The organism is Streptomyces sp. NBC_00203 (genome assembly GCF_045206325.1).
In the GTDB taxonomy this organism is placed as follows: Bacteria; Actinomycetota; Actinomycetes; order Streptomycetales; family Streptomycetaceae; genus Streptomyces; species Streptomyces lutosisoli.
In genome coordinates this window covers 5,219,978-5,237,910 of the sequence record NZ_CP108126.1, presented here as the reverse complement: position 1 = coordinate 5,237,910, position 17,933 = coordinate 5,219,978, and the positions used below count along the sequence as shown (strand labels likewise).

The 17,933-nt window shown below is 71.2% G+C and carries 16 protein-coding genes; 5 read left to right on the top strand and 11 right to left on the bottom strand.

The genetic code is table 11. The features are described 5' to 3' along the window. Positions 1-63: 63 nt before the first annotated feature. The 9 genes from OG975_RS23515 to OG975_RS23475 form a co-directional block, all read right to left on the bottom strand. Entirely contained in the window at positions 64-900 is an 837-nt protein-coding gene (locus tag OG975_RS23515; RefSeq protein ID WP_406331322.1) for an HAD family hydrolase, read from the bottom strand. Continuing rightward, positions 897-2,174 (bottom strand): serine--tRNA ligase, encoded by a 1,278-nt coding sequence (gene serS / locus OG975_RS23510; protein ID WP_406331320.1) that lies wholly within the window; start codon positions 2,172-2,174, stop codon positions 897-899. Before serS ends, OG975_RS23515 begins: the two co-directional genes overlap by 4 nt. Positions 2,175-2,737: 563 nt before the next feature. Then, positions 2,738-3,673 carry a prephenate dehydratase gene (pheA, locus tag OG975_RS23505; RefSeq protein WP_381249988.1) on the bottom strand — a complete coding sequence of 312 codons (936 nt, stop codon included), beginning with the start codon at positions 3,671-3,673 and terminating at the stop codon, positions 2,738-2,740. A 144-nt stretch (positions 3,674-3,817) separates the two neighbouring features. Beyond that, entirely contained in the window at positions 3,818-5,209 is a 1,392-nt protein-coding gene (gene efeB, locus OG975_RS23500; protein ID WP_406331319.1) for an iron uptake transporter deferrochelatase/peroxidase subunit, read from the bottom strand. An 8-nt stretch (positions 5,210-5,217) separates the two neighbouring features. Then, positions 5,218-7,215 (bottom strand): copper resistance protein CopC, encoded by a 1,998-nt coding sequence (locus OG975_RS23495; protein WP_406331318.1) that lies wholly within the window; start codon positions 7,213-7,215, stop codon positions 5,218-5,220. 13 nt (positions 7,216-7,228) lie between these two features. After that, positions 7,229-7,699: a copper chaperone PCu(A)C gene (locus OG975_RS23490; RefSeq protein WP_406331317.1), complete on the bottom strand. Its 471-nt coding sequence runs from the start codon at positions 7,697-7,699 to the stop codon at positions 7,229-7,231. Then, entirely contained in the window at positions 7,696-8,349 is a 654-nt protein-coding gene (locus OG975_RS23485; protein WP_406331316.1) for an SCO family protein, read from the bottom strand. The genes OG975_RS23490 and OG975_RS23485 overlap by 4 nt, the downstream gene beginning before the upstream one ends. Positions 8,350-8,455: 106 nt before the next feature. Then, positions 8,456-9,178 (bottom strand): YcnI family protein, encoded by a 723-nt coding sequence (locus OG975_RS23480; RefSeq protein WP_406331314.1) that lies wholly within the window; start codon positions 9,176-9,178, stop codon positions 8,456-8,458. A 167-nt stretch (positions 9,179-9,345) separates the two neighbouring features. After that, positions 9,346-10,158, bottom strand: a complete 813-nt coding sequence (locus tag OG975_RS23475; RefSeq protein WP_406331313.1) for a hypothetical protein — start codon at positions 10,156-10,158, stop codon at positions 9,346-9,348. Between the two features lie 234 nt (positions 10,159-10,392). Between OG975_RS23475 and OG975_RS23470 the strand changes: the two genes are divergently transcribed. The 5 genes from OG975_RS23470 to OG975_RS23450 all read left to right on the top strand — a co-directional run bounded on the left by OG975_RS23470 (position 10,393) and on the right by OG975_RS23450 (position 15,101). Then, positions 10,393-10,848, top strand: a complete 456-nt coding sequence (locus tag OG975_RS23470) for an ATP-binding protein (protein WP_327430012.1) — start codon at positions 10,393-10,395, stop codon at positions 10,846-10,848. Positions 10,849-10,973: 125 nt separating this feature from the next. Further along, on the top strand, positions 10,974-12,566 hold the full coding sequence (locus OG975_RS23465; RefSeq protein WP_406331312.1) for an MFS transporter: 1,593 nt from the start codon (positions 10,974-10,976) through the stop codon (positions 12,564-12,566). A gap of 39 nt (positions 12,567-12,605) precedes the next feature. Next, positions 12,606-13,214: a TetR family transcriptional regulator gene (locus tag OG975_RS23460; protein ID WP_406331310.1), complete on the top strand. Its 609-nt coding sequence runs from the start codon at positions 12,606-12,608 to the stop codon at positions 13,212-13,214. A 96-nt stretch (positions 13,215-13,310) separates the two neighbouring features. Then, on the top strand, positions 13,311-14,252 hold the full coding sequence (locus OG975_RS23455) for an intradiol ring-cleavage dioxygenase (protein ID WP_406331309.1): 942 nt from the start codon (positions 13,311-13,313) through the stop codon (positions 14,250-14,252). Between the two features lie 9 nt (positions 14,253-14,261). Beyond that, the gene (locus tag OG975_RS23450) at positions 14,262-15,101 is read left to right on the top strand and encodes a triphosphoribosyl-dephospho-CoA synthase (protein WP_406331308.1); all 840 of its coding nucleotides are present in this window, start codon (positions 14,262-14,264) and stop codon (positions 15,099-15,101) included. Here OG975_RS23450 and OG975_RS23445 read toward each other — a convergent pair. Together OG975_RS23445 and OG975_RS23440 are read right to left on the bottom strand one after the other, a co-directional pair. Next, a complete protein-coding gene (locus tag OG975_RS23445) occupies positions 15,076-16,374 on the bottom strand; it encodes an MFS transporter (RefSeq protein WP_406331307.1) in 1,299 nt (432 codons plus the stop codon). The genes OG975_RS23450 and OG975_RS23445 overlap by 26 nt on opposite strands. 68 nt (positions 16,375-16,442) lie before the next feature. Further along, the gene (locus OG975_RS23440) at positions 16,443-17,831 is read right to left on the bottom strand and encodes a PLP-dependent aminotransferase family protein (protein WP_406331306.1); all 1,389 of its coding nucleotides are present in this window, start codon (positions 17,829-17,831) and stop codon (positions 16,443-16,445) included. Positions 17,832-17,933 lie beyond the last annotated feature (102 nt).

The window sequence follows — 17,933 nt, the reverse complement described above, 5'->3', positions numbered from 1 at the left end:
CGACTCGTCGGACCTCAGGTACGACCGAGTTGCCGCGCCCCAGCAGGCCGGCAGCCCAGGCACCTAACCCAGCAACCGCTCCAGCACCACAGCGATCCCGTCCTCGTCGTTCGAGGACGTCACCTCATCGGCGATCGCCTTGAGGTCGTCGTGGGCGTTGGCCATCGCCACCCCGTGCGCGGCCCACCCGAACATCGGGATGTCGTTCGGCATGTCGCCGAAGGCGATCGTGTCCGCGGCCTTCATACCCAGGCGGCGGGCGGCGATGGACAACCCTGTCGCCTTGGAGAGGCCCAGGGGGAGGAGTTCCACTATGTCCGCGCCCGCCATCATGACGCCGACAAGGCCGCCCGCGACGCGCGTGGCCGCCTCGGCGAGCTCGTCGGCGGAGAGCGTGGGGTGCTGGATGTACAGCTTGTTCAGGGGAGCCGACCAGAGGTCCGCCGCGTCCTTGATCGGTACGACCGCGAGCGAACCGCCCATCATGCGGTAGCCGGGGCCGACCAGTATCTCGCCGTCGAGCCCGGCGCGGCTCGCGGCGAGCAGCAGCGGGCCGACCTCCGCCTCGATCTTGGCGAGCGCCAGACCGGCCAGCTGCCGGTCGAGCGTCACCGCGGTGAGCAGCCGGTGCTCCCCCGCGTCGTACACCTGCGCGCCCTGGCCGCACACCGCGAGACCCTCGTAGCCGAGGTCGTCGAGGATGTGCCGGGTCCAGGGCACCGCACGCCCCGTGACGACGATGTGCGCGGCTCCCGCGGCGGTGACCGCGGCGAGCGCCTCACGCGTACGCTCCGAGACCGTCTCGTCGGAACGCAGCAGCGTCCCGTCGAGGTCGGTCGCGACGAGCTTGTAGGGGAAGGACACGGTGGACCCGGTCGACTCCGCGGCGCCGTTGGTCACTTGGAGATCGGCTCCAGGACCTCACGACCGCCCAGGTACGGACGCAGCACCTCCGGCACGCGGACGGAGCCGTCGGCCAGCTGGTGGTTCTCCAGGATCGCGACGATCGTGCGCGGTACGGCGCACAGCGTGCCGTTCAGCGTGGCGAGCGGCTGGACCTTCTTGCCGTCGCGCATGCGGACCGACAGGCGGCGGGCCTGGAAGCTGTCGCAGTTGGAGGCCGAGGTCAGCTCGCGGTACTTGCCCTGGGTGGGGATCCACGCCTCGCAGTCGAACTTGCGGGTCGCGGAGGAGCCGAGGTCGCCCGACGCCACGTCGATGACCTGGAAAGGCAGCTCAAGGCCGGTCAGCCACTGCTTCTCCCAGTCCAGGAGCCGCTTGTGCTCGTTCTCCGCGTCCTCAGGGGCGACGTACGAGAACATCTCGACCTTGTCGAACTGGTGCACGCGGAAGATGCCGCGGGTGTCCTTGCCGTAGGTGCCGGCCTCGCGGCGGAAGCACGGCGAGAAGCCGGCGTAGCGCAGGGGCAGCTGGTCGGCGTCGAGGATCTCGTCCATGTGGTACGCCGCGAGGGGGACCTCGGAGGTGCCGACCAGGTAGTAGTCGTCCTTCTCCAGGTGGTACACGTTCTCCGCGGCCTGGCCGAGGAAGCCGGTGCCCTCCATGGCGCGCGGGCGGACCAGCGCCGGGGTCAGCATCGGGATGAAGCCGGCCTCGGTAGCCTGCGCGATCGCCGCGTTGACGAGGGCGAGCTCCAGCAGCGCGCCGACACCCGTCAGGTAGTAGAAGCGCGAGCCGGACACCTTGGCGCCCCGCTCGACGTCGATGGCGCCCAGCGCCTCGCCGAGCTCCAGGTGGTCCTTGGGCTCGAAGCCCTCGGCGGCGAAGTCGCGGATCGTGCCGTGCGTCTCCAGGACGACGAAGTCCTCCTCGCCGCCGACCGGGACGTCGGGGTGCACGAGGTTGCCGAGCTGGAGGACGAGCCGCTTGGTCTCGTCGTCCGCCTCGTGCTGCTCGGCGTCGGCGGCCTTGACCGCGGCGGCGAGCTCGCCGGCCTTCTTCAGCAGCTCGGCCTTCTCGTCGCCGGACGCCTTGGGGATCAGCTTGCCGAGCGACTTCTGCTCGGAACGGAGCTCGTCGAAGCGGACGCCGGACGACCTGCGCCGCTCGTCGGCGGAGAGGAGGGAGTCGACGAGCGCGACGTCCTCTCCACGGGCGCGCTGGGAGGCGCGAACACGGTCGGGGTCCTCACGGAGCAGGCGAAGGTCAATCACCCCTCAAGGCTACCGGTGCGCGGTTCCGGCCAACGACTCGATATTCCGGTCCGGGGCTTCTGTCACGTTATGAGTGAAATGCCGGGCTGAATCTCTTGATCACCAATGGGGCGCCGCGGATGGGCTTCGGAAGCGTCAATAAAAAGGACGCTACTCCCTTAAACGGGGCAGACGGCAGTCTATGGGTTGACTGGATTCCCTTGCGCGGAGCGGAACTTGAGGGGGAGTTGTCCACAGGGGTCCACGCCCCCACCAAGTTATCCACAGGCTGTGCGGAAGATCTGTGGACTACGGAAGTGATCATTCCGAAAGCCGCATGCGGGACGAAGAATTCCCGAGTCAAACCATCTCTACACCCACGTTCGAGTGGAAATGCTTCGCTCCAAAGGATTGATCAAGGGAAAAGAGTGGACGAGGGGTGACGTGCATGACTGTGGACGAAGTGGGGCCCTGTAGGCCGATTTGTCGACGATGTAGCGCTTCGTTGTCGACTTGTCCCCAGGTCGAGAAGCACACCTGTGGATAACTTTCTGTGGAGAAAGAAAATCTGCAGGTACGACCGGCTAAAAACGGCCGTCCTGGCAGCGCGCCAGCCAGTCCGACGCCGCCGAGAACGCGCCGTCGGACGTCCCGGGCCGCACCGCCCGTACGTCCTCCAGGGCGACCCCGGCCCGCGGATAGGACCCGAGGAAGCGCACCTGGGGGCAGATTCGCTTGAGGCCCATCAGCGCCTCGCCCACACGGCGGTCGGTGATATGACCTTCGGCGTCAACGGAGAAGCAGTAATTGCCGATGCCCTGGCCGGTCGGGCGCGATTCGATCCGCATCAGGTTGACGCCGCGTACGGCGAATTCCTGGAGGAGTTCGAGGAGCGCGCCCGGGTGGTCGTCGCCGAGCCAGATGACCACGGACGTCTTGTCGGCGCCGGTCGGGGCCGCGGGCCGGGCGGGGCGGCCGACCAGCACGAAGCGGGTCTCGGCGTTCGCCGCGTCGTGGATCTCGGTCACCAGCGGTTCGAGCGCGTACGTCGCCGCCGCGAACTCGCCCGCGAAGGCCGCGTCGTACCGGCCCTCCTGGACCAGGCGCGCCCCGTCCGCGTTCGACGCCGCCGACTCCCACAGCGCGTCCGGCAGGTGCGTGCCGAGCCAGTTCCGCACCTGCGGCTGGGCGACCGGGTGGCCGGTGACGGTCTTGATGTCCTTCAGGGCCGTGCCGGGCCTGACCAGCAGGGCGAAGGCGATCGGCAGCACGACCTCGCGGTAGATCATCAGGGGGTCACCCTTGGCGAGCTCGTCGAGGGTGGCGGTGACACCGCCCTCGACCGAGTTCTCGATCGGGACGAGCGCGCCCGCGGCCTCGCCGCCGCGCACCGCGTCGAGCGCGGCCGGGACGGACACCATGGGGACCAGCTCCCGCGTCGCGGCTTCCGGAAGCGTACGGAGAGCGGCCTCGGTGAACGTTCCCTCGGGGCCGAGATAGGTGTAGCGCGTCGCCGACATACCGTCACCCTAATGGGCCGTGTCCAACCCGGCTCACGTCTGCGGACACCGCGGCCCCGCAGGGCGCCCCTCGACGGGCCGGGAACCGCGGCCCCGGAGGTGCCCCTCGGCCGACCGGGAGCCGGCAGCGCCGAGGGGTGCTCCTCAGCCCTCCAGCAGCCGCTGCCCCACGTACTCCCCCTCCGCCGCCCCGCCCGGCACCGCGAACAGTCCGCTCGACTCGTGGCGGATGAATGTGGAGAGCGCGTCGCCGCGGTCGAGCTTGCGCTGGACGGGGACGAAACCGCGCAGCGGATCGGCCTGCCAGCAGACGAAGAGCAGGCCCGCGTCGGGCACGCCGTCGGTGTCGATGCCGTCGTGGAAGGAGAACGGACGGCGCAGCATCGCGGCGCCGCCGTTCTGGTCGGGCCGGGTGATCCGGGCGTGCGCGTTGATGGGGACGACCAGGTTGCCGTCGCCGTCCGTCTTGTCGAGGTTCATCGTGGTTGTCTCGGTGCCGCCGGACAGCGGGGCCCCGTTCGACTTCTTGCGCCCGATGACGTCCTCCTGGGCCTTGACCGAGAGTTTCTCCCAGTCGTCGAGGAGCATGCGGATACGGCGTACGACGGCGTACGAGCCGTTCGTCATCCAGGCCGGGTCGGCCGAGCCCGAGGCGGGCACGAAGATGCGCTGGTCGAAGGTGGACTCGGACGGCTTCGGATTGCGGGTGCCGTCGATCTGGCCCATCAGGTTGCGGGCTGTCATCGGCTGCTCGGTGGCGCCGGGCGAGCGGTTGAAGCCGTTCATCTGCCAGCGGACGCGGGCCGCGCTGCCCGCGTCGTTCTGGATCGCGCGCAGGGCGTGGAAGGCGACCAGGGCGTCGTTCGCGCCGATCTGCACCCACAGGTCGCCGTTGCTGCGCGCCTTGTCGAGGTGGTCGGAGGAGAAGTCCGGCAGCGGGTCCAGGGCGACCGGGCGCTGCTTCTCCAGGCCCGTACGTGCGAAGAAGCTGTGCCCGAAGCCGAAGGTGACCGTCAGGGAAGAGGGGCCGGCGTCGCGGGCGATGTCCGTGTCGTCGTGCGCGGCGGCCTCGCCCGCCATCAGTCGCTGGGCCGTCGCCGACCAGCGGCGCAACAGCGCGGCCGCCTCCTTGTGGCCCGCTCCCGCGGCCAGGTCGAAGGCGACGAGGTGGCCGCGGGCCTGGAGGGCGGCGGTGATGCCGGGCTGATGTTTCCCGTGAAACGTCACCGCGTCCGCGCCGAGCGAGGTCAGCGGGGTGGTCTTCTCGGCGGAGGGCGCCGCCGCGTATCCCACGGCGCCTCCGGCCGCGCCCAGGGCGAGACCGGTGGCACCCGCGGTGCCGAGCAGCCGGCGCCGTGAAAAGGCCCCCTTAGGAGAGGCCTCCTCGAAAGCGGCCTCCTTAGGGGAGGCGTTTTCCGGCGTGGCCTTCTTGGGGGAGGCGTTTTCCGCATCGGCTTCCCTCGGAGAGGTCACCTTGGAAGAGGCCTCGGAGGTGGTCCGCTGAGAGGACGTCTCCGGAGTGGAGTGGTCAGCCATGGTGAGGTTCAGCCGATCTGCGCGTTCTTGTTCACGGTCGCTTGGTCGATGTCGGAGGTCCGTACGGTCACCGCGATCTTCCAGTCGCCCGCCATGGGGATCTGCACCCCGGCCGCCGACCAGTGTCCGGTGGCGATGCGGTCGGGGGTCACGGGCAGCGGGCCGATGTCCTTCGCGGCGAGGGTGAAGGCGACCTTCACCTCGGGTACGTCGAAGGCCTTGCCGTTCGGCCGCACCACGAAGACGTGCATCTCGTTGGCGCCGACGCGGGCCGGGTCGAGGGTGACCTCCACGGTGCCCTTGCCGTCCTGGCCGCCGGTGTCGAACGGGATCTTCAGGGAGAGCGGGCCGGACCGCTGCGAGGAGGACGCGGTGGCCTGCTTGGCCGCCTCCTCCGTACGCCCGGGTTCGGTGGTCGTCAGCGCGGTCGTGACCGCGAGCAGCACGATGGCGACGCCCGCCTCGGCGAGGACCGAGCGGCGCAGCCCAGAGCGGTGCGGGTCGGCGTCGCGGATGCGCTTGTCGCGTGTGGTGGCGACTGCGGACCGCTGCCGGGCGAGCTGGGCGGCGCGCCGGGAGTCGGCGGGGTTCGCGGTGTCCGTGGTGTCCGCGGGGACCGTCGTCCGTGCCTTCTGGCGCTGCTCGACCACGGCCGCCGCCACGGCTTCCGGAGCCGCGACCTCCGACAGCTGCCCGGTCCAGCGCCGCGAGATCCACGCGATGCCCACGAGGACCGCCACCAGGCCGATCTTGACGAGCAGCAGCTGTCCGTATGTCGTGTCGGTGAGCGCCGACCAGGAGCCGACCTGGCGCCACGACTGGTAGATCCCCGTGGCGACCAGTGTGAGGACGCCGCCGAACGCGACGCGCGAGAAGCGGCGTACGGCCGCCGCCTCGATCTGTTCCTCCGCGGGCGCCCGGAACAGGGCGACCAGCAGTGTCGCGAGGCCGCCCAGCCAGCCGGCGACGGCCAGCAGGTGCAGCACGTCGACGGGCATCGCGACGCCCGCCTGGATGCCGGTCGAGGCGTGCTCGGCCATGGCCCAGGTCGCGGCCAGGCCCGCCGCGACGACGGCACCGCCGATCGCGAGCCCGAAGGTGAGGTCCTTCTTCTCGGCGGCCCGGTCGGCGGCGGCGTCGGCGGCCTCCTCCGACTCGTCGTCCTTGTCCGGCCCGTCGTCCTCGTCCCGCTTCACGTACGCCCCGAAGAGCACCGCGATGAACAGGGCCGCCGCGGCGAGCAGCAGCAGCCGGGAGACCAGTGCCGCGCCCGACTTGGTCTGCAGCACCTGCCCGAGCAGTGTCAGGTCGAAGATGTCGCCGACCTTGCCGGAACCGACGTACGAACCGCGCAGGAGCAGCAGGGCGAGCGTGGCGCCGGTCAGCGCGAGCCATCCGGTGACCACGAGCCGCTGCACCGGCCGGACCCCGGCGCCCCGCTGCCAGCAGGCCAGGACGAAGGCCGCGCCGCCGACGAGGAGGATGAATCCCGCGTAGGAGACGCAGCGCGCGAACCCGTAGAGCGCGCCGACGACCCCGCCGCCCACGGCCTGGTCGGACAGTGCGACGGAGGTCTGCGAGGGCGCGCCGATGGAGAAGGTGAAGGCGCCCGAGACGGGGTGGCTGTCCGCCGACACCACCTGATAGGTGACGGTGAACGTGCCGTCGGGCAGCCCCGAGTGCAGCTTCACGGCGTACGTGGTGCCGCCCGGGTTGGTCGCCTTGCCGGTGTCGACCCGCTTGCCCTTGGGGTCGAGCACGCGGAGCGAGCCGTCGTTCATCGCGACCTTCTCGGAGAAGGTGAGCGAGATCTGGGCGGGCGCCGTGTCGACCACCGACCCCTGCTTCGGGTCGCTGCCGGTCAGCGCGGCGTGCGCGGAGGCGGGCGCCGCGCCCGCCAGGAGCGCGCCGGAGACGGCGAGGAACAGCAGCACGAGCGTCCGGAAGCTACGGAAGCCCGGGTGGCTCGGACGGCTCCGGAAGCGGGAGGCGATGGTCGGCGTCATGGTGGTCCCTCCCTCAGTGCCCGGTCTTGGGTGTGTACGTCGCGGACTTCACCGGCATGGAGATCTTCACCGTGCCGGACTTGGCGAAGTGCAGTTCCACGGACACCTTCTCGCCCTGCTTCGGCTTGTGGGTGAGCTTTTCGAACATGAGGTGATTGCCGCCGCTCGCGAAGTCCAGGGTGCCCTTCGACGGCACCTTGAACGACGTCTCCTCCTCCATCGCGCCGCCCTTGGTGGAGTGCAGCGTGACGTCGTCCGAGAGGTCGCTGGTGACCGAGGTCAGGGTGTCGGCGCCACCGGAGTTGGTGACGGTGAAGAACCCGGCCGCCATGGTGTCCATGCTGGGGGCGGGCATGTAGGCGCCGGTGACCTTGAGTTCGGGCGTGGCCGAGGCGGAGTTCTTGTCGTCCGAGGAGTCCGAGCCGCATCCGGCGAGGGTCACCGCGGCCGCTATGACCACCGCGCATCCGGCGAGGGGCCTCACGGGTTCTCCCCCTTGATGATCTTGGGGAGGTCCTTGGTGTAGTCGTCGACGGTGGCGTCCTCGCCGTACAGCACATAGCCCCCGTCGGTCTTCGGCGAGAACGCGATGACCTGGGTGCCGTGCACGGAGACGAGCTTGCCGTTCTTGTCCTTCGACGTCGGCTCGATGGAGATGCCCATCGTGCGGGCGCCGGCCTGGATCGTGGCGAAGTCGCCGGTCAGGCCGACGAAGTCGGAGTCGATGCCCTTGAGCCACTTGCCGAGCGCGGCGGGGGTGTCGCGGGCCGGGTCGGTGGTGACGAACACGACGCGGAGCTTGTCCTGCTGGGCCTTGGGCAGCTGCTTCTTGGCGACGGCGAGGTTGTTCATCGTCAGCGGGCAGACGTCGGGGCAGTGGGTGTAGCCGAAGTAGATGAGCGTCGGCCGGCCCTTGGTCTGCGCGAGCAGGTCGTACTTCTTGCCGTTCGTGTCGGTGAGCACGAGGTCCGGCTTCTCGAACGGCTTGTCGAGAATCGTCGCGGCCTTGCCGGAGCCGGCCTCGACGGACACGTCGGCGATCGGCTTGTTGCTGTCGTCGCCGCTGCCGCAGGCGGAGAGGGTCAGAGCGGCGGCGGCGAACAGGGCGGCCGCGGCATACGTCTTCTTGCGCATAGAAAAATGTCCCAGATGTGAGCGCTCCGGTGCGCAACGGGGGTCGTACGGGCCTGAAGAGCCAGGTCGTACGGCCTCCCGGTGCGCGCCGAATACGGGGTGGATCTCAGGCGTTCGTCCGCCGACGGCCGGCCAGGACGCCGTAGGCGACGCCCGCCGCGCCGACGACGATGCCCACGACGCCGAGCACGCGGGCGGTGGTGTCACTGCTGTCGGAGGAGGACGCGGCCTCGGTGGTGTCCTTGGCGTCGGAGGCGTCCTCGGTGGCGGCGGAGCCGTGGTGGCCCGACTCGGACGCGGCGGAGAGCGCGAGTACCGGAGCCGGGTTCTTGGGCTCTTCCTCGCCCTCCTTCTGCGGCTCGATCCAGCGCACGACCTCCTTGTTGGAGTACGTCTGGACGGCCTTGAAGACGAGTTCGTCGGTGTCCTCGGGGAGCGCGCCGATGGAGAGCGGGAACTTCTGGAAGAAGCCCGGCTCGATGCCCTTGCCGCTCGCCGTCCAGGTGACCTTGGTGACGGCCTCGTCGATCTTCTCGCCGTGCAGGGTGAGCGGCTTGGCCAGCTTGGACTTGGTGACCTGCACCCTCCAGCCGTCGATCGGCTGCGGCATGACGGAGGCGAGCGGGTGGTCGGTCGGGAAATTCACCTCGAGCTTGGTGGTCGAGGCGTCGTCGCGCTCGTTCGGCACCTTGAAGTTCACGGTGGCGTAGTCGCCCTTGGCGGCCGTGCCCTCGGGCTGCACGCTGACGTGCGCGAAGGCGGGGGCGGAGAGGGCGAGGACGGCCGAGGCGGCGACGGCGCCGGCGGCGGCGATACGGGAAGCCTTCATGGAAGGGAGCACTCCACTTTCAGTCCGAATTCAGTCCGATGAGAGGGGGTGCGCGTGCGGAAGTGCCCTCTGAGTGCCCTCTACAGGGAGGGTGTCGAAAAGGGTGGGCACGCGCGTGTGCCGCACGACGGCGTCCCCTCATGGAGGCCATGGAGTGGCGCGTCGTGTCAGGCGGCGAGGACGAGTGCGGTGGAGGACGGCGGTCCGCGCCGGACGACGGTGTGCTGGAGTGCGGTCGTACGCGGCTTCGGGGGCGTGAGGTACGCGCTGCGGGGCGTGCGCGCCACGTCGGGCGCCCCCGGAAGTCCGGTGCGCAGGGCGCGTACGAGCGTGAACGCGGCGCGCAGCGACCGTACGAGTGCGCCTTCCGCGACCCCCTGCGCCGACAGCCGCATGAGACGCAGCAGCGCCATGTCCCCGCGACGCAGCACCCATCCGGCGGCGACGGCCGCGAGGACGTGGGCGAGCAGCATCGGCAGGGAGGGCAGCACCGACATCGAGGAGCCCGCGGTGGCCGACACGGCGTCCGCGGAGTGGTTCATGGAGTGCGTCATGCCCGTGTCGATCCGCGCGTCGGCGAGGATCTTCTGGGCCTGCGCGGGGCTGATCGCCGCCGCGGTCGTGCCGCACACGAGGCGTGCGGCCCGCTCGACGAGCGAGGCGTCGGACATCGACATGCCCGCCATCGACGTCGTGGCGCCGGTCTGCTGGCCGAGCCCGAAGAACGTGTGCAGCACGGTCTGGCCGGCCGCGAGCACCGCCACGATGCCCGGCAGCGAACGCTCACGCCCCGCCAGCGCGACGGACACGGCGAACACCGCGAAGAAGCCGGCGCCCAGCGTCCACCAGGGGACCGTGGCGCACGAGGCGAGTGTGTGACCTGCCGCGGCCAGCACGACGCAGACCGCGGCGAACACCGCGGCCCTGAGGATCCGGAGGTCGAATCCGGAGTGCGCCGAACGCTGGTGGGGGGCAGTCATGGCGGGCTCATCATCGCACTGGGCCCACCCGTTCCCCACGGCAGGTCCGCAAGGTGACGTTCCGTGAGTCAGGGCCTGGAAGATCACGATCTGGGGTGAGTCGACCGCACATACACCGATCCCTGTCGCGCGCGCGTCCGCCGTATGGGCGGCATCACGGCAAGTGGGCGATTGCGCACGCGTACTTGCGGCAATACGTAACGGTATGTCGAGCCGCGGCCGGGAGGCTGGAGCATGAGCATCTGGTGGTCACTCCATTTGCGGCGCGAAGCTGCGAGCGTTCCGCTCGCCAGACGCCTGCTGCTCGGCACGATGGAGAGCGCGGGCGTCGACCCGGACGTTTCGTACGACCTCTCCGTCGCCCTCAGTGAGGCCTGTGCGAACGCCGTCGAGCACGGCGGGGACGCGGCGCTCGGCGGCTCGTCCGAGGCCTACCGGGTGACCGCCTACCTGGACGGCGAGAAGTGCCGCATCGAAGTCGCCGACTCCGGCCCCGGATTCCCGGCGGGGCGGGCCCGCACCCCCCTGCGTCCGGCGCGCGCCGACGCCGAGCACGGCCGGGGCCTGTGTCTGATCCAGGAGCTCGCCGATCACGTGCACATCGGCAACAAGCCGGGGCGGGGCGGCGCGGTGGTCAGCTTCGACAAGATCCTCAAGTGGAAGAAGGACCCCTCTTTGTTGACCGCGTAGGGCTCTGAGCGGCGGCGGGACACCTGGCCGTGCCACTCGCCCAATCTGGAAGCCAACTTCATATTGACAGTGGACTCTCATTTGGGAGTAGCCTCTCATTAGGTTGCTCCCTTCTGGAGGTCCGCATGTCTGCGCCACACCACTCCTCTGCGGCAATTCGCTCCTCTGCGACAAACCAACCCGCTTCCACCCCAGCCCGCCGCCGCTGGCTGGCCCTGGCCGCCCTCACGCTGAGCGTGCTGATCGTCGGGCTGGACGGCACGATCATCAACGTCGCCCTTCCGACCCTCGCCGGTGACCTGCACGCCGACAGCGCCCAGTTGCAGTGGATCGGCGGCGGCTATCTCCTGGCCCTGTCCGTGGCGATGCTCCCCGTCGGCCTGCTGGGCGACCGGTACGGCCACAAGCGGCTGCTGCTCAGCGGGATCGCGCTGTTCGGCCTCGCCTCGCTGGGCGGCGCGTTCGCCGGGTCGCCCGCGACGGTCATCGCGGCCCGGGCCGTCCTCGGCCTCGGCGCCGCCACGATCATGCCGCTGTCGATGGCGATCCTGCCGCGCGTCTTCGCCAAGGAGGAGCTGCCCAAGGCCATCGCCGTCTGGACGGCCGCCACCGCCCTCGGCATGCCGGTCGGCCCGCTCGTCGGCGGCTGGCTGCTCGACCACTTCTGGTGGGGCTCGGTCTTCCTCTTCAACGTGCCCGTCACCGTCCTCGCCCTGGCCGCCGGCCTGTGGCTGCTGCCGAGCGACAAGAAGCGCGAGGCCGCCGCACCCTTCGACGCCCTCGGCGCCGTACTGAGCGCCCTCGGCATCACCGCGCTGGTCTACGGCACGATCCTGATCCCGCGCGACGGCTGGACGGACCCGACGGTCCTCGCCACCCTCGTCGCCGCGGCCGCCCTGCTCACCGGGTTCGTGGTGCGTGAGCGCCGCCACCCGCACCCGCTCGTCGACCTGAAACTGTTCGCCGACCGCCGCTTCCTGTGGGGCACGCTGATCGCGGTCTTCGTCAACTTCGCCGTGATGGGCATCCTGTTCGTCGTCCCCCAGTACCTTCAGGCCGTCCTCGGCAACGACGCCTTCGGCACAGGCCTGCGCGTACTGCCCCTGATCGGCGGGCTGATGGCCGCCGCCACGGCGAGCGAGGCCGTCGTCCCCCGGCTCGGCGCCCGCACCGTCATCCCGCTCGGCATGGCCGTCCTCGCCGGCGGCGTCTTCCTCGGCGCGACCACGGACCTCTCCAGCGGCTACGGCTTCACCGCGCTCTGGCTCTCCCTCACCGGCCTCGGCTTCGGGCTCGCCGTCGTGCCCGCGACCAGCCTCGTCATGGGTTCGCTGCCGGACGGCAGCACCGGGCAGGGGACCAGCCTCCTGGAGACCGTCCAGCAGCTCGGCGGCGTCCTGGGCGTGGCGGGCCTCGGCAGTCTCCTCGGCTACGGCTATCTGGCCCGGCTCGGCACCGACGGCCTGCCGGGGCGGGCGGCCGACGCGGCCCGCGACTCGGTGTCCGGCGCGGACGAAGTGGCCCGGCAACTGCACGACACGGGCCTCGCGACCTCCGCCCACGAGGCGTTCGTCCACGGCATGAACCTGGTCCTGACGGCCTGCGGGGTCATCTCCCTGCTGGCCGCCGTACTCGCCGCGGTCTGGCTGCCGGGCCGGTCCGCGAAGTGCCGGAAGGTGGCCCGGTCGGTGCCCGAACACGCAGAATCGATGGCATGACGACGCGATCAATGGCGTAACGACGTGGGAGACCATCGCATGACGACGCAGGAGACCTCGGCCGCGCCCCTCGGTCTGCGGGAGCGCAAGAAGCAGAAGACCCGCGACCGGATCCGCCGTGAGGCGTACCGGCTGTTCGCCGAGCACGGGTACGAGGCGACGACGGTCGACCAGATCGCGGAGGCGGCCGAGATCTCCCCGAGCACGTTCTTCCGGTACTTCCCCACCAAGGAGGACGTGGTCATCCAGGACGAGTACGACCCCGCGCTCGCCGAGGCACTGCGCGCCCGCCCGGCCGACGAACCGATCGTCGACGCGATCCTCCAGGCCCTGAAAGGCCCCCTGGGCCAGATGCTGGACCAGGACCGCGAGGAACTGCTGCTGCGCACCCGGATCACCTTCACGGACCCCGCGATCCGGGCCCGCTCGGTCGGTGAACAGGAGCGCAGCGAGAAGGAGATCGCCGCGATCATCGCGGAACGCACCGGCCGGGACGCCTCGGACCTCGACGTGAAGTGCGCGGCCGCGGCCATCATCGCCGTCTTCACGACCCTCGTACGGCACTGGGTCGAGGGCGGCGGCACGGAGGACCTGGCGGAGCTGTACGAACGTCATCTGCCGCTGCTGTCGAACGGACTGGAGTTCTAGCAGCGCCCTGCCGCGACTTCAGGTTCCTCAAGGTCCACAGGTCAATCACAGGGCTCGCCCATGAGTTTGAGGGCTGACGTTCCTAATTTTCCCAGCATGACGGGAAGCCACAAAGACAAGTCGATCACCCGGCGCCGCGCGATCGCGGTGACCGGAGGCACGGTCGCCGCAGGAGGCCTCGCGGTCGCCGGCTACCAGTCGGCTTTCGCCGACGAGACGACCAGCACCACCGATGCCGACGCCACCGCCTCGGCGAGCTCCAGCAGCGGTACCTGCGTGCTGATGTCCAGCGTCACCGAGGGGCCGTACTACCTGGACGGCGCCCTGGTCCGCAAGGACATCACCGAGGGCAAGAGCGGCGTTCCGCTGACCCTGCGCATCACCGTTCAGGACACCACCGACTCCTGCAACCCGGTCGCCGGTGCCGCCGTGGAGATCTGGCACTGCGACGCCTGGGGCTACTACTCCGGCTACACCACCGCCAACCCCGGCGGCTCCGCGCCCGCCGAGAGCGAGGACGGCTCCACCGCCAACGACCTGACCTACCTGCGCGGTTACCAGGTTGCCAACGCCAACGGGGTCGTCAAGTTCGAGACGATCGTCCCCGGCTGGTACACGCCCCGCACCTGCCACATCCACGTCAAGGTGCACACCGGCGGCGAGAAGGAGGACGGCACGTACGAGGGCGGCACGGTGAACTACACCGGGCAGCTCTTCTTCGACGACGACATCGCCGAGACGATCTTCGCACTGGAGCCCTACTCCCAGCACTCCGGCAGCTACACCACGCTCGACAACGACATGGTGTACGACGGCGGCGGCGCCTCCAGCGGTCTGCTGACCCTCACGCCGGTCCACAAGAAGGACCCGTCCAAGGGCTACAAGGGCTTCATCACGCTGGGCATCGACCCCGACGCCGAGAGCACCGGCGCGGGCAGCGGCGGCGGTGGCACGCCCCCGAGCGACGCTCCGACGGGTACGCCGCCGAGCGACGCCCCCAGTGACAGCGCCTCCCCGTCGGCCTCCGCGTCTTCGTAAGGTACGCGCATGAGCAGCCGCGAGGACGAGACGCTGGCGCAGGCCGCAGTGGCCGCGCTGACATGGCAGTTGGAGCTTTCCCCCAAGCCTGGACTGCCCGACCCGCGCGACCTCGACGCCCGGGCCACCCGCAAGGACCACTGTTCCCTGCGCTGGTCCGCCAAGGCGCTGGCGCCCGGCCTCGCGGCCATGGCGGCCGCCGCCCGCCGTACCGGTCTGCCCACGCCCGAACTCCGTGCGGAGCTGGGCGCGATCGGCCGGAACACCGAGCATTCGGTGGGACTGGCGGGCGGTGGCCACCGCGGTGCCCTGTGGGCCCTCGGGCTCCTGGTCGCGGCGGCGGCCCTGGAACCCCGGGCCACCGGGAACGATGTCACCGCGGCCGCCAAGCGGATCGCGGCGCACCAGGACCGGCGGGCGCCGCGGCGGCCCTCCCGCGGGTCGTCCGTCTCGGCGAAGTACGGTGCCGCCGGGGCGCGCGGTGAGGCGCGCGCCGGATTCCCGCATGTGCGGCGGGCGTTGGCCGCGCTCGACACCGCCCGCACGGCCGGCGCGCCCGAACCGTACGCCCGGCTCGACGCCCTCCTCACCGTCATGTCCACCCTCCAGGACACGGAGCTGCTGTACACCGCAGGCCCCCTCGGCCTCCGCCATGTCCAGGCGGGCGCCCGCGGGGTGCTGGAAGCGGGCGGCACCTTCACGGAGGCGGGCCGCGAGGCGCTCTCCGCCCTCGACGACGACCTCCACGCGCGCGCGTGGAGCCCGCGTGGCAGCGGAGGGCTCCTCGCGGGCGCGCTGTTCGTGGACTCGCTGCCGGTGGTGGTCAGGACACCGGCACGGGCAGCGTGACCGGGACGGCGTCCTGAGCCTGGGCTGTCGCGCCGCGCGTGGCAGCCCATTTCGCCGCCGGACCCATCCCGTACGCCGCCCCCGCCATCAGTCCCCCGAGCAGCAGCCACCCCGGCGTCCCCCAGCCGACCAGCAGGGCCGTCAGGACCAGGGGGCCCATCGTGCGGGCCACCGTGACGCCGGTGCCGAAGAAGCCCTGGTACTCGCCCATGCGGTCGGCCGGGGCGAGGTCGAAGGCCAGGTGCCAGGAACCCGCGGACTGCTGCATCTCGGCGACGACCTGAAGGACCGCGCCCGCCACGAGGATCCCCGCCGCGGCCCACGGGGAGGCACCGGACGACAGGGCGAAGACCGCGCAGGACGCCAGCATGACGAGCCCGGAGCGGCGTATCGCGCGCGTGGCCGACGCGAGCCCCGTGACACCTCGGGCCATCCGCACCTGGAAGACCATCACCGCGCCCGTGTTGAGCACGAACAGCGCGGAGACCAGCCAGGCGGGCGCCTCCGTGCGCTCGGTGATCCACAGCGGGATGCCGAGGCTGAGCAGCGGCATCCGCAGCAGCAGCACGGTGTTGAGGAACGTGACCAGAACGTACGGCCGGTCACGCAGCACGCCGGACCGCCCGCGATCCCGGCGCGCGACTCCATGCCCCCGCCGCACGGCGACCGGAGGCACCGGCGGCAGCCGCAGCAGCAGCGCCGCGCACAGCAGGAAGCTCACCGCGTCCAGCGCGAACACCCCGAGATACGCGGCCCGCGTCCCGGCGTGCAGCGCGAGCCCGCCGAGGCCCGCGCCCACCGCCAGACCGGCGTTGAGCGTCGACTGGAGATGCGCGAGGAGCCCGGTCCGCTCCCCGGCCGGCACCAGCCCCGCGAGCAGCGCCTGCCGGGCCGCCGCGAGCCCCGACTGCGCGGACGCGTACGCGCACGCCGCGAGGACGAAGGGGACGAAGCCGCGGACGACCAGGAAGGACGCCACCGCGGCGGCGGTCGCCAGCGCCAGCAGCACCGCCGTGCCGCGCGGCCCGCGCCGGTCGGCGAGCCCGCCCAGGGGCACGCCCACCAGCGAGCCGACCGCCCACGCGACGGTCAGCCCGAGCCCCACGCGCGCGGGGGCGAGCCCCACGACGTGCGTGAAGTAGAGCGCCGAGGTCACGTAATAGGCGCCGTCCCCCACGGAGTTGCCCAGCTGGGCGAGGGCCAGGACGCGCCGCGGGCCGGCGGGCGGAACAAGGCTGCTGCTCGGCTTGGAGGGTGCTGCCGGGTTCGTCATGTCCTCGACGCTACGGGCATATTGGCACCCTCAGAAGCTCCAATCGGCGTGCCAATTGTTGGCCCAATTCACTCCGGGCGGCGCTCTCCCCGGAGCACTCGCCCGAGCACCTCCAACGCCTCGGGGTACAGCCGCTCCCGTGGTGTCCCGTAGCCCACGACCAGCCCCTGTGGCCGCCCCTCGCCGCGCGCGTGCCAGTGCGCCCCGAGATGCCCGACCGCGAGCCCCTCCGCCTCCGCCCGCGCCAGCACCTCGGCCTCGTCGGCCACCTCGACCAAGGCGTGCAGGCCGGCCGCGATCCCGCGGACCGTCGACCGTGCGCCCAGCCGGTCGAGGAGCTGGTCCCTGCGCCGCCGGTACCGCAGCCGGCACGCGCGCACGTGGCGGTCGTACGCGTGGCTGTCGATCATCTCGGCGAGCGCCAACTGGCCGATGGACTCGGTGTGGTGGTCGCTGTGCAGCTTGATGTCGGCCACCGCGTCGACCAGGTGCGGCGGCAGCACCATCCAGCCGAGGCGCAGCGCGGGCCCGAGCGTCTTGGAGGCCGTCCCCAGGTACACGACGTGGCCCGGTGCCATTCCCTGGAGGGCGCCGACCGGTTGCCGGTCGTAGCGGAACTCCCCGTCGTAGTCGTCCTCGACGATCAGCCCGTCACGCGCGCGTGCCCAGTCGGTGAGCGCCCGGCGCCGCTCGGGGTGCAGCGTGACACCGGTGGGGTACTGGTGCGCGGGCGTGACGACGACCGCGTCCGCTCCGGTGGAATCCAACGCGCCCGCGCAGGCGCCGCGTTCGTCGACCGGCAGCGGCACCACGGTTCCGCCGCCCTTGCGCACGACATCCCGGTGGAACGGCAGCCCGGGGTCCTCCATGGCGACCGTTCCGCCGTCCAGCATGCGCGTGAGGAGCGCGAGCCCCTGCACGTACCCCGAAGTGATGACGATCCGCTCGGGGGGCGCGATGACACCCCGTGCGCGCCCCAGATAGCCCGAGAGCGCCGTCCGCAGTTCGATGCGCCCGCGCGGGTCCCCGTAGTCGTACGCCAGGGAAGGCGCCGTCGCGATCGCGCGCCGCAGGGCGCGCAACCAGGCCGCCGCCGGAAACGTGCCGACGTCCGGGCTGCCGGGGCGCAGATCGAAACGGGGTGCACGCGCGTGTGGAGCCCGGGCAGCCGCGGACACGCCGTCCATGGGCAGCGCCGCCACCTCGGTGCCCGACCCCTGCCGCGCCGTCAGATACCCCTCGGCGACCAGCTGGTCGTACGCCGCCTTGGCCGTGCCCCGGGAGACACCCACCTCGGCCGCGAGCCGCCGCGTCGCGGGCAGCCGGGTGCCGGGCGCCAGCCGCCCGTCACGCACGGCGTCCCGCAACGCCCGCTCAAGCCCGGCCCTGCGCCCAGCCGCGACATCCGGCTCCAGATGCAGATCGACCCCGACACCGGACCAGAAGTCGCCGTCCACCAAATCCCCCCGGTGAGTACACCGCGCCCCTTCAGGGGCGCGAGGCGGTGACACTGTGCGGCTCCGCCGCGCGGGCGCGACCAGCCACAAACTACGAGCAGA

Bases quoted from the DNA above. Each gene is read 5' to 3' on its own strand.
- OG975_RS23485 (WP_406331316.1), bottom strand. From the start codon at position 8,349: ATGCGCAAGAAGACGTATGCCGCGGCCGCCCTGTTCGCCGCCGCCGCT.
- OG975_RS23465 (WP_406331312.1), top strand. From the start codon at position 10,974: ATGTCTGCGCCACACCACTCCTCTGCGGCAATTCGCTCCTCTGCGACA.
- efeB (WP_406331319.1), bottom strand. From the start codon at position 5,209: ATGGCTGACCACTCCACTCCGGAGACGTCCTCTCAGCGGACCACCTCC.
- OG975_RS23475 (WP_406331313.1), bottom strand. From the start codon at position 10,158: ATGACTGCCCCCCACCAGCGTTCGGCGCACTCCGGATTCGACCTCCGG.
- OG975_RS23445 (WP_406331307.1), bottom strand. From the start codon at position 16,374: ATGACGAACCCGGCAGCACCCTCCAAGCCGAGCAGCAGCCTTGTTCCG.
- OG975_RS23480 (WP_406331314.1), bottom strand. From the start codon at position 9,178: ATGAAGGCTTCCCGTATCGCCGCCGCCGGCGCCGTCGCCGCCTCGGCC.
- OG975_RS23455 (WP_406331309.1), top strand. From the start codon at position 13,311: ATGACGGGAAGCCACAAAGACAAGTCGATCACCCGGCGCCGCGCGATC.
- OG975_RS23450 (WP_406331308.1), top strand. From the start codon at position 14,262: ATGAGCAGCCGCGAGGACGAGACGCTGGCGCAGGCCGCAGTGGCCGCG.
- OG975_RS23470 (WP_327430012.1), top strand. From the start codon at position 10,393: ATGAGCATCTGGTGGTCACTCCATTTGCGGCGCGAAGCTGCGAGCGTT.
- pheA (WP_381249988.1), bottom strand. From the start codon at position 3,673: ATGTCGGCGACGCGCTACACCTATCTCGGCCCCGAGGGAACGTTCACC.
- OG975_RS23495 (WP_406331318.1), bottom strand. From the start codon at position 7,215: ATGACGCCGACCATCGCCTCCCGCTTCCGGAGCCGTCCGAGCCACCCG.
- OG975_RS23460 (WP_406331310.1), top strand. From the start codon at position 12,606: ATGACGACGCAGGAGACCTCGGCCGCGCCCCTCGGTCTGCGGGAGCGC.